Origin of the sequence: Streptomyces sp. NPDC101237, from assembly GCF_044767465.1 — a bacterium.
Taxonomy (GTDB): domain Bacteria; phylum Actinomycetota; class Actinomycetes; order Streptomycetales; family Streptomycetaceae; genus Streptomyces; species Streptomyces gramineus.
On sequence record NZ_JBIWNY010000004.1, the window covers coordinates 386950 to 402111 of the forward strand.

The following is a 15162-nucleotide window of genomic DNA, read 5'->3' on the forward strand; positions in this document are numbered from 1 at the left end:
CCGGAGACCATGGCGCCCTGCTCACACGATCGCGACCTACGACACGACGTCCCGGACGACCGGCGCCATCGCACGACCTTCGGGCCGCACGGCGTGCGGTCACCCGAACCGCTCTCCCCGCTCACGGTCCCCCGCACACGGGGCCGGGTCACCTACGAGGAGTTGCCGAAATGTCGCATGATCTGCCCGAGTTACCCTCGGACCGGCCCCCGTACGACCGCCCCACCCCCGCCTGGTCGACCGATGAGCCGGTGCTCCTCGAGATCAGGTCGCCGGACCCGCACTCCGGCGCCCACCGCACCCTGCGCCTGCTGCGGCGCGCCTACCGCTGGCAACGACGGGTGGCGACCTTCACCGCGCTCGGATACTTCGCCGCCTTCCTCACCCTGACCGTCAAGGCGCCCGCCCTGATGGCCCGGCCCGGCCCCGGCGGTCTGCCGACCGGGCTGGTGCTGGCCCTGGTCCAGATCCCCGTCACCTGGCTCGCGGTCCTCCTCTACGAGGCCGCCGCGCACCGCTTCGTGGATCCCCTGGCCCGCCGGGCCCGCCGCCAGCTGCGGGTGACCGTGGCGGACCGGGAGCAGGCGCCGTGACCGAGTTCAGCGGCTCCGCACAGTCCTGGTCCCTCGTCGCGTTCAGCACCGTCGTCGCCCTCACCCTGCTGCTGTGCGTGCTCACCGGCCCGGAGGCGGACGACCTCGCCGAGTTCTACACCGGCTACCGGTCGCTCTCGCCGATCCGCAACGGGCTCGCCGTCGCCGGCGACTACATATCCGCCGCCACCGTCCTCACCATCGGGGGGATCATCTCTCTGTGCGGCTACGACGGCATCGTCCTGGCCCTGAGTGCCCTGCTGTCCCTGTTGCTGCTGATGTTCCTGCTGGCCGAACCCCTCCACAACACCGGCCGTTACACGATGGGAGACGCGCTGGCCCAGCGCCATCCGGCGCGCTCGGTGCGCGTGACGGCCTGTCTGGTCACCCTGGCCGCGCTCGTCCCGATGATGGTCGTCCAGCTCGCCGGGGTCGGCGAACTCCTCGCCTACGTCCTCGGGTTCACCGATCCCGGCATGAAGAACGGGTGTGTGGCCGGGGCCGGTGTCCTCATGATCACGTATGCGGCGCTGGGCGGGATGCCCGGCACCGCGCTGGTCCAGATCATCAAGACCGTGGTGCTGCTCGGCTCCGGGCTGGTGGTGAGCGTCCTGATGCTGCGGCTGTTCGACTGGCAGCCCCAGGCGCTGTTCCACGCGGCGGCCGGGCGCAGCGGCGCGGGGCCCGCCTACCTGAGGTGGGGCCTGCAGTACTCCAGCAGCCCGCATCCCGCGCTGGACATGGCAAGCACCCAGTGCGCGATCGTGCTCGGCGGGGCCAGCCTGCCGCACGTCACCATGCGGATGTACACCGCGGGCACCCCGCGCCAGGTCCGCCGCGCCATGTCGTGGGCGGTCTCCTCGGTGACGCTGTTCATCCTGATGCTCACCCTGATCTGCGTCGGCGCGACCGCGCTCCTCGGCCGTGAACGCATCGCCGAGGCCGACACGCACGGCACCACCGCCTATCTGCTGGGCGCCCGCGCCGCCTTCGGAACCGCGCTGTCGCGTCCGGAGAGCCTGCTCTTCGCCACCGTCACCACGGCCGTCTTCCTGACCCTCCTCGCCTCCGTGGCCAGCATGACGCTCGCCTGCGCCAACACCCTCGCCCACGACCTGACCGCATCCGGCGCCAAACCCCCGGCTCCGGCACGGGAGTTGGCGATCGCCCGGTTCAGCGCGCTGGCCGTGGGCATCCCCACGATCCTGCTGGCCGTCCTGGCCCAGCACCGCAGCCTGCAGCCGCTGGCGACCGTCTCCTTCACCCTCGGCGCCTCGGCCATCGCGCCGGCCCTCCTCTACACGCTCTTCTGGCGCCGCTACACGCGCACCGCGCTGCTGGCCACGCTCATCGTGGGCTCGCTGAGCGTCCTGGCCCTGGCTCCCGGCACCACCCTGGTGTCGGGGACGCCGCTGTCGGCCTTCCCGGAGGCCGACTTCGCCTGGTTCCCCTACAACACGACCGCGCTCGTCTCGGTACCGGCGGGCTTCCTGGCCGGCTGGCTGACCACCGTCCTGTCCGGGCGGCGGGCCGCCTCCCGGGAGCGCGGCCGCTACGAGTCGCACGAGCACCACCTCCTCACCGGGCCGCCGCCCCGGCCCTCCTCACGCTAGGGAGGCACGTGAGGAAGGGGCGCCCCCGGCGGGGGCGCCCCTTCCCGTCATGGCCCTTCCGGACGCACTACTGGATGTTGATCTTGAAGGTGCTGGTGGTGTTCTTGATGTCCTGGGCGTTGCCGCTCATCCGCAGGTTGCGGAAGGTGGCCTCACCGACCGCCGGGCCCTGGCCGGGCTCGGGCAGTTCGTTGGCCCAGATGCCGAAGCCGGACTTGGCGTCGAACGCGTCCGCGCTCTTCTTGGAGTTGGTGATGGAGATGTCGGTGAAGATGGTGTCCTTCACCGGGAACTGCGGCTGGCCGCCGACGTAGTTGGTCTGGAACATCACGCCTCCGTAGGTGGAGTCGTCGATGTCCACGTCGTTGACCCTGATGCCCTGGAAGACCTTCGAGGCGGAGAACGCCCAGATGGCGGGGAAGACCTGGGAGCCCCAGAAGTGGCCGCCCGTACGGTCCAGGGAGACGTTCTCGATCGTCGTCGGATCGGTGCCGAAGCCGTTCATCGGGTAGCCGAAGTCCAGCGAGGAGATCGTGATGCCGGAGTAGACGAGCGTGTCGGCGACCCGGATGTTGCGGAAGGTGTTGTTGTAGCCGCCGTACACGGCGATGCCCGCGGCCCGCCAGGTGAGCGTGGACGTCAGGTTCTCGTAGAGGTTGTTCTTCTCGTCGGCGCCGCCGGCGTCGATGGCCGAGAAGAGCGCGAAGCTGTCGTCGCCGGTGGCGCGGGCGTCGTTGTTGACGACGTGGTTGTCCGTGGAGCCGTTCGTCATGTTGATGCCGTCGGCGAACGTGTCCCGGATACGGGTGTTGGAGATGGTCATGTTGTCGGTGTTGGCGCCCCAGTAGAGGCACACCATGTGCTCGGCCCAGATGTTGTCGATCGTGATGTTGGCGACGTTGGAGAAGTCGAACACCTTGCCCGGGCCGTCGATCCGGGACGTGTAGTTGCCGAAGTAGGCGAAGCCGGAGAAGGTCGACCCGTTGGCGCTGGACTCGGCGCGGAAACCGACGTCCGTGTTCTCCTGCGAGGAGGGGGCACGGAAGCGGGTGAACCACGGCCCGGCTCCGACGACCTTGACGGCCTTGCCGTAGACCTGGAACTTGCTGGAGGTCTCGTAGTCACCGGCGGGCAGGTAGACGCCGACGAGCTTGCCCGTGGTGTCCATGCGGACCTTGTCCAGGGCGTTCTGCACGTCCTGCTGCGTGAAACCGGCCGGGACCGTGTAGGCGGCCGGGTCCGGGTTCGCGGTCTGGGTGGCCTGTTCGAGGTTGACGAAGTCGATGGCGTAGGTGGAGGTGTTGGCCGCGTCCTTCTGGAGGCGGATCTTGGAACCGGCCGGCACGGTCTTGCCGAGCAGCAGGTTGGCCTCGTCGTAGATGTGGCGCGGGGCACCGGAGCCGGGCGAGTTGCCGGGCGCGGTCTCGTTGCCGTAGAGCCAGGCGTACTTCGAGGTGAGGTCGACGGCCTTGAGGAACTGGCCGTCGACGTAGACGTCGAGGGTGGTGTTGGTGCCGTCCGGGATCGAGAAGCGGGTGACCAGGGTGTTGGTCGCCGCGCGGGTGGTCCACTCGACGTACTGGCCGGTGCTGTTGAGCGTGACCGCCTTGCGGCCGCTGGCCTCGCCCGCGAGGTCGCCGATGGTCCGGTTGGGTCCGACGACCTGGGCGCCGCCGCCGACCGTGCCGTCCTCGGCCTCGTACATGTCGTACGGCATGTCCGCGCCGCGGCCGACGAACAGGGGCTGCGTGGTGGTGTTGTTGGTGCGCTTGACCGGCAGTTCGTTGGCGTCGTCGGAGATGACCGTCTTGACGGTGTACTTGCCGTTGACGGCCGTCCACGACCCGAGGGAGATCGGCGCGGTGGTCTGGCCGGACGCGATCGTGCCGCTGTAGGAGCCGCTGAGCGTCTTGACCGTGGCGCCGTTGGCGTCCTGGACGGTCAGCGTGACCCCGTGGGCGCCGGAGGCCGAGGCGACGGTTCCCTGGTTCTTGAGGGCGACGGTGAAGGCGACCGAGTCGCCCGCCGAGGCGCTGGACGGCGTCCAGGCGACCGGGGCCGCCACCAGGTCGGAGCTGGAGACCGGCTTGACGACCAGGGCGTCCGAGCGGGTGAAGACGTTGTTCGCCTCGTTCTGCTCGATGACCTTGTTCGACGGGTCCACCTCGGCGCCGACCGGGTAACTGCCCGCGTCCCGGCTGCCGATGCTCGCGGTGACCGTCGTCGACGCTCCGGCCGCGAGGGCGGGCACGTCGGCCGTGGCGGCCTTGGTGCCGCCGAGCGTGAAGTTCAGGTCGGTGGCCTTGGACGCCTTGCTGCCGCTGTTGGTGACGGTCGCCGTCAGGCTGATGGCGTCCGACTCGACCGGGGCGGAGGGCGAGTTGGTGATCCCGGTGACCTTGAGGTCCGGGTTGGCCGCCGGGGTGCCGATCACCTGCACCTCGGCCACCTGCGCGCCCGGGGCGCCGGTGTTGGAGGTGAACTTCAGCTGGATGTCGGCCGCGGCGCCGGAGACCGGGATGGTCACGGTGTTGCCGGTCGACGGGTCGAACGTGTAGTCCTTCGCCGCGGCGAGGCTGGTGAAGGCCGTGGCGTCCTGGTCGCGGCCGAGCACCTGGATGTTCTGGGTGCGGGTCGACCAGGCGGCATCCGGGTTGAGCTTGACGACGACCCGGCTGAGGTCGGCGTTGGCGCCCAGCTTGGTGGTGAGGGTGGCCGGGTAGGAGCCGCCGGCGCTCTCCCAGTAGGTGCCGACCTGGCCGTCGTTGGCGTTGGCGGCGACGTAGGTGAAGGTGTACGAGGAGGCCTCGATGGGCTTGCCCTGGGCCAGGTCGGAGCCGGCGCCGGAGCCGGGCCGGGTGACGCTGTTGCTCGCCACCGACACGTTGCCCGCCGCGTCCTTCGCCTTCACGTAGTAGGTGACCGTGGCCGACGCCGACGGGGTGTCGGTGTACGTGGTGACGTTGCCCGCGACGGACTTGACGAGCTGGTCGTTCGCGTAGACGTCGTAGCCGGTGACCTGCACGTTGTCGCTGGACGCCTGCCAGGTGAGCTTCACGTCGCTGCCGGACTGGGTGTAGGCGAGGCTGCCGGGCGCCGTGGGTGCCTGGGTGTCGCCGCTCGCTCCCTTGCGGGTGACACTGTTGCTGTTGGCGGAGACGTTGCCCGCCGCGTCCTTGGCCCGCACGAAGTAGGTGACGTCGCTGCCGGACGGCTGGGTGTCGGTGTAGGTCAGGACGTTGCCCGCGACGCTCGCCCGCAACTGCCCGTTGGCGTAGACGTCGTAGCCGGTGACGGCGGTGTCGTCGGTGGCCGCGCTCCAGGTCAGCTTGATCTGGCCGGTGGCGGGCTCGGTGTAGGCCAGGTTGGCCGGGGCGGTGGGCGCCTGGGTGTCGCCCGTCGCCGGTCCGTAGACCTCCAGCTCGGACGCCTGCCCGGCGGGCCAGCCGCTGTTGGCGGTGATCAGCGCGCGGACGTAGCGCGTGGTGGTGGTGTCGAGGGCGATGGTCGCCGACTGGTCGTCGGAGCTGTCGAAGGTGTAGGCCTTCGAGGCCGTCAGGTCGGTGAAGTTCTGGTTGTCGGTCGAGCCCTGGATCTTCAGCGTCTGGCTGCGGCTCGGCCAGCCGCTGGGCAGTCGCAGCGTCACCTGGTTGATCTTGACCGAGGAGCCGAGGTCGACCTGGAGCCACTGCGGGAAGGCGTTGTTGGTGCTCTCCCAGTAGGTGTTGCGGTTGCCGTCACCGGCGTTGGCCGCGCCGTACACGTCGGCGTGGCCGCTCTCGGTGAAGGTCTTGCCCTGGGCGAGGTTGGGGGTCGAGGCGGCGGCCGTGAGGACCTGCATCTCGGCGAGCTGGCCGGTGCCGGCCACCGAGTTGGCGCTGAAGTCGGCCCGGACGTAGCGGGCGAGGGTCCCGGGGACCGAGACCTTCACCGTGTTGCCGTTGCCGGGGCTGAAGACGTACTGCGCCGACGCCTTGAGGGTGGCGAAGCTCGTTCCGTCGGCGCTGACCTGGAGGGCCAGGGTCTGCTTGCGGGTCTGCCACGTCTCGGGCAGGCGCAGCACGACCTGCCGGACGCGTTCGGTCCGGCCCAGGTCGGTCTGGACCCACTGGGCGGACTTCTTCCCGGCCTGCCAGTAGGTGTCGGTGTCGCCGTCGGTGATGTTGGCGGCCGCGTGTGCGGCGCGGGCGCTGCCCGCCTTGGTCCTGGCGTCCGCGGCGGCGTTGGGCCCGCCGGCCGCGTGCGCGCCGACGGCGGGCAGGCCCAGAACCATGACGGCGGAGGCGATCGCGGCGGTCGCCGCGCGCCGTCTGAAGGATCTCGGCTTGTGTCGAGTCATGCGGGGGTCGCTTTCTGCGGAGGCTCGCGCACCGATGGGGCGGCGAGGGCGGCTCGTTCCTGGTGGAGTGGGGCAGAAAGGTGCGGGTGGACGCACGGAGATCGTGCGCAGGATATTGCGTTGTTTCATCGAAATATTGCAGAGAGCCGTGAGCCGGTCCACAGGCAGGACGGCACAAGTTTCACCAGAAACGCTCACACCTCGGCGGGGTGGGCAGTCAAAGGGTGGTCAGGGCGAGCATTCAGGCGTACTTCACACCGCCGGACACCCCGGTCCACCCCTCGCGTGCACGCCCCGCGCTTGCGTCACCAAACCGCAAGCGAACGCAAGCAGCGCAAGATTTTGCGTGACGTCTGTCGCCCGTCTACAGCGCGGTTGCGGGCTCCGAGCGGGCGAAGAAGGCGGCGAGCTCCTGGGGGTTCTTGGCATGGACGTCGACCCCGCGCACCCGACCGTCCGCGGCCTCATGGCGTTCGACCACGGTCAGCGGGAACGCCTCGCCGACGCACGCTGTGCACAGCTGACGGGTCGGCGCGGTCGGCGGCGACCGGTGTCGTGGACGCCCCGTGCGGCCGACCGGCCACGGCGCCGCCGTGGCTCCGCGCCGCCGCGCGCGGCTCGGGACGACAGAGACACAGCAGGTCAACTACCTTTTCCTGACGGGCGATCGCGTGTTCACCGCACGCGGCGCCCCCCGCAGAATGCCGTCTGTTCCCCCAGTGGCGGCCATCCGTCGTTCATGTGGCCGTCGCCGTGGACCGGCTTGCTGTGGAGCGAAGTTATATAGACAACTTTGCTCACCCGGGCGGCGTCGTGGCGGCGTCCGGGGCGGAGAGGACCCAACACCGTGCAACCCCTCTCACAGGTCGCCGCGGCCGGCAGCAGCATCCGCGTCGGCTCCCCGACGTCCCCGCACCGCGGCGACCGGCTGACCTTCGACTGGACGACCGACGCACCCGACCCGAAGAACTGGATCGGCGTCTACGAGGGCGACCGCCGCCCCGGCAGCGGCGGCTCCTCGCTCGTCTGGGGCTACGTCCCCGGCACCTCCGGGCAGACCACCCTCGACACCTCCGGGCTGGGCGCGGGACCGTACACCGCCTACCTGCTGGCCAAGGACGGCTACGGCGTCCTCGCCCAGACGGCGCCGTTCACCTTCGCCGGGACGGACACCGGCGACTCGGTCGAGCTGACGACGCCCGATCCGCACGAGGGCGACAAGGTCTCCTTCCACTGGACGACGTCGGCGCCCGACGCGAAGAACTGGATCGGCGTCTACGACGGCGACCGGCGGCCCGGAGTGGGTTCCTCGCTGGCCTGGCAGTACACCCCGGCCGCCTCCGGCGACGTCACCCTGGACACCTCGGGGCTCGCCGCCGGGCGGTACACCGCCTACCTGCTGGCCAAGGACGGCTACGGCGTCCTCGCCCAGACGGCGCCGTTCACCTTCGCGGTCCGCCCCGTGATCCCCCGCCCGCACGCGGCCGTGGACGCCGTGACCACCGCCGCGCAGACCGCGGGCACCTCCTTCTCGGTGTCCCTGGGCGGTCTGTGGATCCGGCCGGAGGGCAACGCGGCCGGCGCCGCGACCTTCCGCCGTACCGCCGGCGACCCGTGGCTTTCGGTGGCCGCGGACGGCACCGTCAGCGGCCGGGTGCCGGTTCGCGGGCAGCGCACGCCCGGCCGGGTGGTGGTCTCGGTGACCGACAGCGCCGTGGGCCGCGACACCGTGACGGTCCAGGTGCCGGTGCGCGCCTCCCGGGACCGGCTCCGGCTCAAGGCCGCCACGCTGAACCTGTGGGACGGCGGCAGCCATGTCGACGGCTTCCTGGAGCAGCAGGTCCGGCTGGTGCTCACCCAGGACCTGGACGTGGTGGCCCTCCAGGAGTGCGGCGCGAAGGGGGCCGCCGGCCTCGCGGCGGCGCTCGGCTGGCACGTCCACCAGGCCGGTGGTCTCGGCATCGTCAGCCGCCATCCGCTCACCGACGCCGTCGCACCGACCGACGCGCTGCCGGCCGCCGCGGCGACGCTGCACCTGCCCGGCGACCGGACCGTACGGGTCTGGGCCGCCCGGCTGGACGAGGCCGACTACGGCCCCTACGCGCTGCTGGCCGGCCGGACCGCCGCTGAGGTCGAGAACGCGGAGCGGGCCTCGGCCCGTTACGCGCAGGTCCGCGCCCTGGTGGCGGCGATGCGCACCGACCTGGCCTCCCGTACGCCCGTCGTGCTGGCGGCCGGTCTCGCCTCACCCTCGCACCTCGACTGGACGGACCGGACCGCCTCCGCCCACCACGGCGTCGGCCGGGTGCGCTGGCCGGTCACCGAGGCCCTGGAGGCGGCCGGCCTGGTCGACGCCTTCCGCGAGGCCCGCTCGAACCCGGCGAAGGACCCCGGCACCACCTGGTCCCCCGTCAGGCCGACGCACGAGGGCGGCGGTACGGAACCGCAGGACCGGATCGACCAGATCCAGTACGCCGGCAACCTGCGGGTGCTGGAGGCCCACAGCCTGGTCACCGGCTGGCCGCGGCCGGTGCCGGACACCGCCGCCAACGGCTGGCCCTCCGACCACGCGGCCGCCGTCGTCACCTTCTCCCTGTCCCGCCGCGGCTGACCCGAACGACCCGAAGGACTTCCTCCCATGACCGAGATCAGCCGCCGCACCTTCATCGGCACCACCGCCGCGACGGCCGCCGTCGCCGCCGGACTGCCCGGCACCGCGGAGGCGGCGCAGCGCGAGAAGACGCACGGCAGCATCGCCGACGTCAAGCACGTGGTGATCCTGATGCAGGAGAACCGCAGCTTCGACCACTACTTCGGCACCCTGAGCGGCGTCCGGGGCTTCGGCGACCGGCAGGCAAGCGTGCTGGCCAACGGCGACCCGGTGTTCCGTCAGCCCGACAGAAGCCGCGCGGAAGGGTACCTGCTGCCGTTCCGCATGGACACCACCAAGTACAACGCGCAGAACGCCGGGGGCCTCCCGCACGACTGGGACACCGGGCACACCGCCGTCGCCGGCGGTGCCATGGACAAGTGGGTGTCCGCCAAGGGCGAGCGGACCATGGGCTACTTCACCCGCGAGGACATCCCCTACCAGTACGCGCTGGCCGACGCGTTCACCCTGTGCGACGGCTACCACTGCTCGCTCAACGGCCCCACCGACCCCAACCGTCTCTACCTCTGGACCGGCACCGCGGGCCCCGGCGTCGACGGCACCACGGGCCCGTGGACCGACAACACCCCGGTCACCGGCAACCCGGTGGCGGACTGGACGACGTACGCCGAACGCCTGGAGCAGGCCGGTGTGAGCTGGCGGGTCTACCACAACCCCGATGGCTCCGACGACCGGTACGGCGACTACGACGACAACGCGCTGTCGTACTTCAAGCAGTTCCACGCGTTCCCCGAGGACGACCCCCGGTACGTCAACGCCATGACGAAGTTCGACCTCACGGCGTTCGACCGGCACTGCAAGGACGGCACCCTGCCGACCGTCTCCTGGCTGGTGGCGCCGTACCTGTTCTGCGAGCACCCGGCGGCCAGCCCCGACTACGGCGCGCACTGGGTGGACACCGCGCTCCAGTCGCTGTTCGCCAACCCCGAGGTGTGGAAGCACACCGTGTTCCTGCTCATGTACGACGAGAACGACGGGTACTTCGACCACGTCATCCCGCCGTCGCCGGAACCGGGCACCAAGGACGAGTTCGCGAACGGCAAGCCGATCGGGCTGGGCAGCCGGGTGCCGCTGTGGGCGGTGTCGCCGTGGTCGCGCGGCGGCTGGGTCGACTCGCAGGTCTTCGACCACACGTCGGTGCTGCGGTTCCTGGAACGGGTCACCGGGGTGCGGGAGCCCAACATCTCCGAGTGGCGGCGCACCGTCTGCGGCGACCTCACCAGCTGCTTCGACTTCACCCGGCCCGACTACAGCATCCCGCGGCTGCCGGACACGGTCGCGCTGATGGCGAAGGCCGACGCGGGCAGCGCGCTGCCGGCGGTGAAGATACCCGACCAGCAGTCCATGCCGGTGCAGGAGCCGGGGCGGCGCCCGCACCGCCCGCTGCCCTACCGTCCGTGGGCCGACGTCACCGTCGACCGCGCCACCGGCAAGGTCACCTGCTCGCTCGTCAACGACGGCACCGTCGGCTACCACTTCACCGTGCTGCCGAACGCCGAACCGCCCTTCACCGGAGTGCCGTTCACCGTCCCGGCGGGCTCCTCGCGCAGCTACGTGTGGGACGCGTCGGCGACCGACGGACGGTACGACTTCTCGGTGCACGGCGCGGACGGGTTCGTCCGCCGCTTCGCCGGGACGGTCGTGCGCGACGGCCAGGACGACGTGGCGGTGCCGTCGGTCACCGCGACGCTGACGCACGCGGCGCACGCCGACGACGCCAGGATCGAGGTGGAGCTGCGCAACGCCGGCGGCACCGACGCGGCCTTCACGGTCACCCCGAACGACTTCGCCGGGACGGAGCGGACCGTGTGGGTCAAGGCGGGCGGCCACTCCCGGCTGACCTGGCGCACCGACGAGGGCCGGTACGACTTCACGGTGACGGCGGCGACCGGGACGCGGTTCGCGCAGCGGTACGCGGGAACCGTGCACGCGGTCTGACACGTACGGGAAGGGGCCGGACCGGGACCGCGGAGTCCTGGTCCGGCCCCTTCCCGCGCGCGGGTCAGGTCCCGTTCGCGGCGGGCGGGGTCGGCGGTGGTCCGCCGGGCGGGTGGAGCGTGCTGATGCCGGTGAGGACGAAGTCGATCCCGGCGAGGAACTGCTCGCGGTCGTCGTGGTCGCGCATCTGGTCGGCGACGGCCCGGGTGAACGGGTAGTCGTCCGGGTCCAGGTCCTTCCACGCCGCGGAGACGGCGCCGAGGAACTCCGCGCGTCCGGGGGCGGTGCCGGGCGCGCCGGCGTTGGCGGCGTTGGTGGCGTTGGCGGCGTTCTGGCCGGCGGCGCCCAGGATGTAGTGCAGCAGCGCCGAGGTCGCCGTGAACCAGCCGCTCTCGGGCACGCCGAGCGCGCGGACCCCGCGGCCGAGGCTCTCGAAGATCCGTGCCGTCACCGTCCCCCACGGATTGCGGGCGAGCTGCAGGGCGAGCTGGGTGGCCAGCCAGGGATGTTCCTCGATGGCGCCGGACAGGCCGAGCGCCACGGCGCGGACGCCGTCACGCGGTGAGTCCTCGGGCGGGGCGGCGGCCAGGGCCGCGGTGACAACACCCTCGGTGGCGGCGGCCAGCAGCTCGTCCTTGTTCGCGACATGCCAGTAGACCGCTCCGGGGCCGGTGGCGAGCCGCTCGGTGAGCGCCCGGAAGGTCAGCCCGCTCTCACCGGCCGCGTCGAGCAGTTCGACGGCGGCCTCGACGATCCGCTCCCGCGAGAGCGCCTCTGTGCGCCGCTGTGACCGGCGCGTCCGCGTTGCCATGCCGCCATCTTGACACATCTGGAGCGACGTTCCAGCATGGAGCGTCGTTCCAGCTTGGAACGACGTACCAGAGATATGACCTGTCAGAGACGAAGGAGCGCGCCATGCGCACGCACGTCACGATCATCGGCGCCGGACTCGGCGGCCTCACGCTCGCCCGGGTCCTGCACGTGCACGGAATCCCGGTCACCGTCCACGAGGCGGAGGCATCCCCGGCGGCACGGGCCCAGGGCGGCATGCTCGACATCCACGAGCACAACGGCCAGGCCGCCCTGGCCGCGGCGGGCCTGACCGAGGAGTTCCGGGGCCTCGTCCTGCCGGGCCGCCAGGCGAGCCGGGCTCTCGCACCGGACGGCACGGTGCTGTACGAGGAGGCCGACGACGGCACCGGCGGCCGGCCCGAGGTGCTGCGCGGGGAGCTGCGGCGCATCCTGCTCGACTCGCTCCCGGCCGGCACCGTCCGCTGGGGCCAGAAGGCGGACCGGGTCCACGGCCTCGGCGACGGCCGCCACGTGGTGACCTTCGCCGACGGCGACTCCGTGACCACGAGCCTGCTGGTGGGCGCGGACGGCGCGTGGTCCAGGGTCCGGCCGCTGCTGTCCGACGCGGTGCCCGAGTACACCGGCATATCCTTCGTCGAGACCTATCTCCCGGACGCCGGGACCCGGCACCCGGCCGCCGCCAAGGCGGTCGGCGACGGCGCGATGTTCGCGCTCGCGCCGGGCAAGGGAATCCAGGCCCACCGGGAGACCGGCGGGACCCTCCACACCTACGTGGCGCTGCGCAGGACCCTGGACTGGTTCGCCGGCGTCGGCTTCGCCGACGCGGCGGCGGCCGAGCGGATCGCCGCGGAGTTCGACGGCTGGGCACCGGAACTCACCGCGCTGATCACCGAGGGCGAGACCGCGCCCGTGTTCCGCCCCCTCCACACCCTGCCCGGCGACCACCGCTGGGACCGGGTGCCGGGAGTCACACTGCTCGGCGACGCCGCCCATCTCATGATCCCCAACGGCGAGGGCGCCAACCTGGCCATGTACGACGGTGCCGAACTCGGCAAGGCCCTGGCCGCGCACCCCGAGGACACCGAGGCCGCGCTCACGGCGTTCGAGGGGGCCATGTTCGCCCGCAGCGCCGCGGAGGCCGCGGACGCCGTCCACCTCCACGAACTGATGTACGGCGAGGACACCCCGCACGGCCTGATCGCCCTGTTGGCCGGCGCCGGACCGGCGGCGTGAGGCGCGTACCGCAGAGCCTTCGAGGCCCCGGGGAACGGCGTCCCCGAGTGGCGGCAGAGGCCCGGTGGGACCACGCTGGATGCCGGACAGCCCGGCCGTACCGCGCCTACCGGGTCGCAGAGCACCGGGCGAACGGTGTTTGCCCGGCACGCGCGGGGTCACCCGCTCTGCAGGAGCACGAAGACTCCGGAAGCGAAGGACGCGAGCACATCCGTACGGCCTCCCCCCGTGGCGCGACCACGGGTGCGAGGGCCGGTCCCGGGACACCACGGGGACCGGCGCTCGACCGGTTCGTGCGGAGAAAGGCAGAGTCATGACGGAGATACCACCCCCCACCACCACCGACTCCGGTGCCCCCGTCGAAAGTGACGAGCACTCGCTGACCGTGGGACCCGGGGGGCCGGTCCTGCTGCAGGACGCCTACCTGATCGAGCAGATGGCGCAGTTCAACCGTGAGCGCATCCCCGAGCGCCAGCCGCATGCCAAGGGGAGCGGCGCCTTCGGCCACTTCGAGGTGACCGAGGACGTCAGTGCCTACACCATGGCCGGCCTCTTCCAGCCCGGCACCCGTACCGACCTGGTCATACGCTTCTCGACGGTCGCCGGTGAGCGGGGCAGCCCGGACACCTGGCGGGACCCTCGCGGCTTCGCGGTGAAGTTCTACACCAGCGAGGGCAACTACGACATGGTGGGCAACAACACGCCGGTGTTCTTCATCAAGGACCCGATGAAGTTCCAGCACTTCATCCGGTCCCAGAAGCGCCGCGCGGACAGCAACCTGCGCGACCACGACATGCAGTGGGACTTCTGGACGCTCTCGCCGGAGTCCGCGCACCAGGTCACCTGGCTGATGGGCGACCGGGGCATCCCGCGGAGCTGGCGCCACATGAACGGCTACACCTCCCACACGTACATGTGGATCAACGCCCAGGGCGAGCGGTTCTGGGTGAAGTACCACTTCAAGACCGACCAGGGGATCGAGTTCTTCACCCAGCACGAGGCCGACCAGATGGCGGCGGTGGACACGGACTACCACACGCGTGATCTGTTCGAGCACATCCGGGACGGCGACTTCCCGAGCTGGACGCTGTACGTGCAGCTCATGCCGTACGCGGACGCCGCGGGCTACCGGTTCAACCCGTTCGACCTCACCAAGGTGTGGCCGCACAGCGACTATCCGCTGATCCCGGTCGGCACAATGACCCTGGACCGCAACCCCACCGACAACCACGCCGAGATCGAGCAGGCGGCCTTCCAGCCGAACAACTTCGTCCCCGGCATCGGCCCCAGCCCGGACCGGATGCTGCTGGCGCGGCTGTTCTCCTACGCGGACGCCCACCGGCACCGGGTCGGCGCCAACTACCAGCAGCTTCCGGTGAACGCGCCCGTCGTCGACGTCCACACGTACTCCAAGGACGGGGCGATGGCCTACCGGAAGACCTCCGACCCGGTGTACGCCCCGAACTCCAAGGGCGGCCCCAAGGCCGACCCCGCCCGGTTCGGGCCGCCGCCCACCTGGACGGCCGACGGCGAGATCACCCGCTCCGCCTACGTCTCCCACGCCGAGGACGACGACTGGGGGCAGGCCGGAACGATGGTGCGGGAGGTGCTGGACGACGCCGCGCGCGACCGCCTGGTCGACAACGTCGTCGGACACCTGCTCAACGGCGTGACCGAACCCGTGCTGGAGCGCGCGTTCGCGTACTGGTCGAACATCGACGAGACCATCGGCAAGCGCATCGCCGACGGGGTCCGGGCCAAGGCGGACGAGAAGGATCCGAAGGCCGCCGAACAGGGCAACCCCGCCCGGAGCTCCATGCAGGACAAGGCCTGACCGCTTCCGGGGAGCCGGACGCCCCCAGGGAGCACCGACCGTGGCCCGGGCCGCGCCGCCCCCCCGGCCCCGGGCCCCGGCGGGGGCCCCCCCCCCCCCCCCACAGAAACGCCCACGACACCCCCGCC

At 71.4% G+C, this 15162-nt stretch carries 8 protein-coding genes; 6 read left to right on the forward strand and 2 right to left on the reverse strand.

Annotated features, from left to right (window positions below):
• The first annotated feature begins 170 nt into the window (after positions 1 to 170).
• Together ACIRQ9_RS09400 and ACIRQ9_RS09405 are read left to right on the forward strand one after the other, a co-directional pair.
• On the forward strand, positions 171 to 593 hold the full coding sequence (locus ACIRQ9_RS09400; RefSeq protein WP_404168949.1) for a DUF485 domain-containing protein: 423 nt from the start codon (positions 171 to 173) through the stop codon (positions 591 to 593).
• Entirely contained in the window at positions 590 to 2206 is a 1617-nt protein-coding gene (locus tag ACIRQ9_RS09405) for a cation acetate symporter (RefSeq protein ID WP_404168952.1), read from the forward strand. The genes ACIRQ9_RS09400 and ACIRQ9_RS09405 overlap by 4 nt, the downstream gene beginning before the upstream one ends.
• Positions 2207 to 2273: 67 nt before the next feature.
• On the opposite strand, the gene ACIRQ9_RS09410 is transcribed toward ACIRQ9_RS09405, so the two are convergent.
• Entirely contained in the window at positions 2274 to 6545 is a 4272-nt protein-coding gene (locus ACIRQ9_RS09410) for a discoidin domain-containing protein (RefSeq protein WP_404168955.1), read from the reverse strand.
• A gap of 847 nt (positions 6546 to 7392) precedes the next feature.
• On the opposite strand from ACIRQ9_RS09410, the gene ACIRQ9_RS09415 reads away from it, so the two are divergent.
• Entirely contained in the window at positions 7393 to 9156 is a 1764-nt protein-coding gene (locus tag ACIRQ9_RS09415) for an endonuclease/exonuclease/phosphatase family protein (RefSeq protein ID WP_404168958.1), read from the forward strand.
• A gap of 27 nt (positions 9157 to 9183) precedes the next feature.
• Positions 9184 to 11154: a phosphocholine-specific phospholipase C gene (locus tag ACIRQ9_RS09420; protein ID WP_404168961.1), complete on the forward strand. Its 1971-nt coding sequence runs from the start codon at positions 9184 to 9186 to the stop codon at positions 11152 to 11154.
• 64 nt (positions 11155 to 11218) lie between these two features.
• Here the strand turns inward: ACIRQ9_RS09420 and ACIRQ9_RS09425 are convergent, their stop codons facing one another.
• Positions 11219 to 11965 carry a TetR/AcrR family transcriptional regulator gene (locus tag ACIRQ9_RS09425; RefSeq protein ID WP_404168964.1) on the reverse strand — a complete coding sequence of 249 codons (747 nt, stop codon included), beginning with the start codon at positions 11963 to 11965 and terminating at the stop codon, positions 11219 to 11221.
• A gap of 104 nt (positions 11966 to 12069) precedes the next feature.
• On the opposite strand from ACIRQ9_RS09425, the gene ACIRQ9_RS09430 reads away from it, so the two are divergent.
• Entirely contained in the window at positions 12070 to 13200 is a 1131-nt protein-coding gene (locus ACIRQ9_RS09430; protein WP_404168967.1) for an FAD-dependent oxidoreductase, read from the forward strand.
• Positions 13201 to 13513: 313 nt separating this feature from the next.
• Positions 13514 to 15034 (forward strand): catalase, encoded by a 1521-nt coding sequence (locus ACIRQ9_RS09435; protein ID WP_404168970.1) that lies wholly within the window; start codon positions 13514 to 13516, stop codon positions 15032 to 15034.
• Positions 15035 to 15162: the final 128 nt, after the last annotated feature.

Bases quoted from the DNA above. Each gene is read 5' to 3' on its own strand.
- ACIRQ9_RS09400 (WP_404168949.1), top strand. From the start codon at position 171: ATGTCGCATGATCTGCCCGAGTTACCCTCGGACCGGCCCCCGTACGAC.
- ACIRQ9_RS09420 (WP_404168961.1), top strand. From the start codon at position 9,184: ATGACCGAGATCAGCCGCCGCACCTTCATCGGCACCACCGCCGCGACG.
- ACIRQ9_RS09410 (WP_404168955.1), bottom strand. From the start codon at position 6,545: ATGACTCGACACAAGCCGAGATCCTTCAGACGGCGCGCGGCGACCGCC.
- ACIRQ9_RS09425 (WP_404168964.1), bottom strand. From the start codon at position 11,965: ATGGCAACGCGGACGCGCCGGTCACAGCGGCGCACAGAGGCGCTCTCG.
- ACIRQ9_RS09430 (WP_404168967.1), top strand. From the start codon at position 12,070: ATGCGCACGCACGTCACGATCATCGGCGCCGGACTCGGCGGCCTCACG.
- ACIRQ9_RS09435 (WP_404168970.1), top strand. From the start codon at position 13,514: ATGACGGAGATACCACCCCCCACCACCACCGACTCCGGTGCCCCCGTC.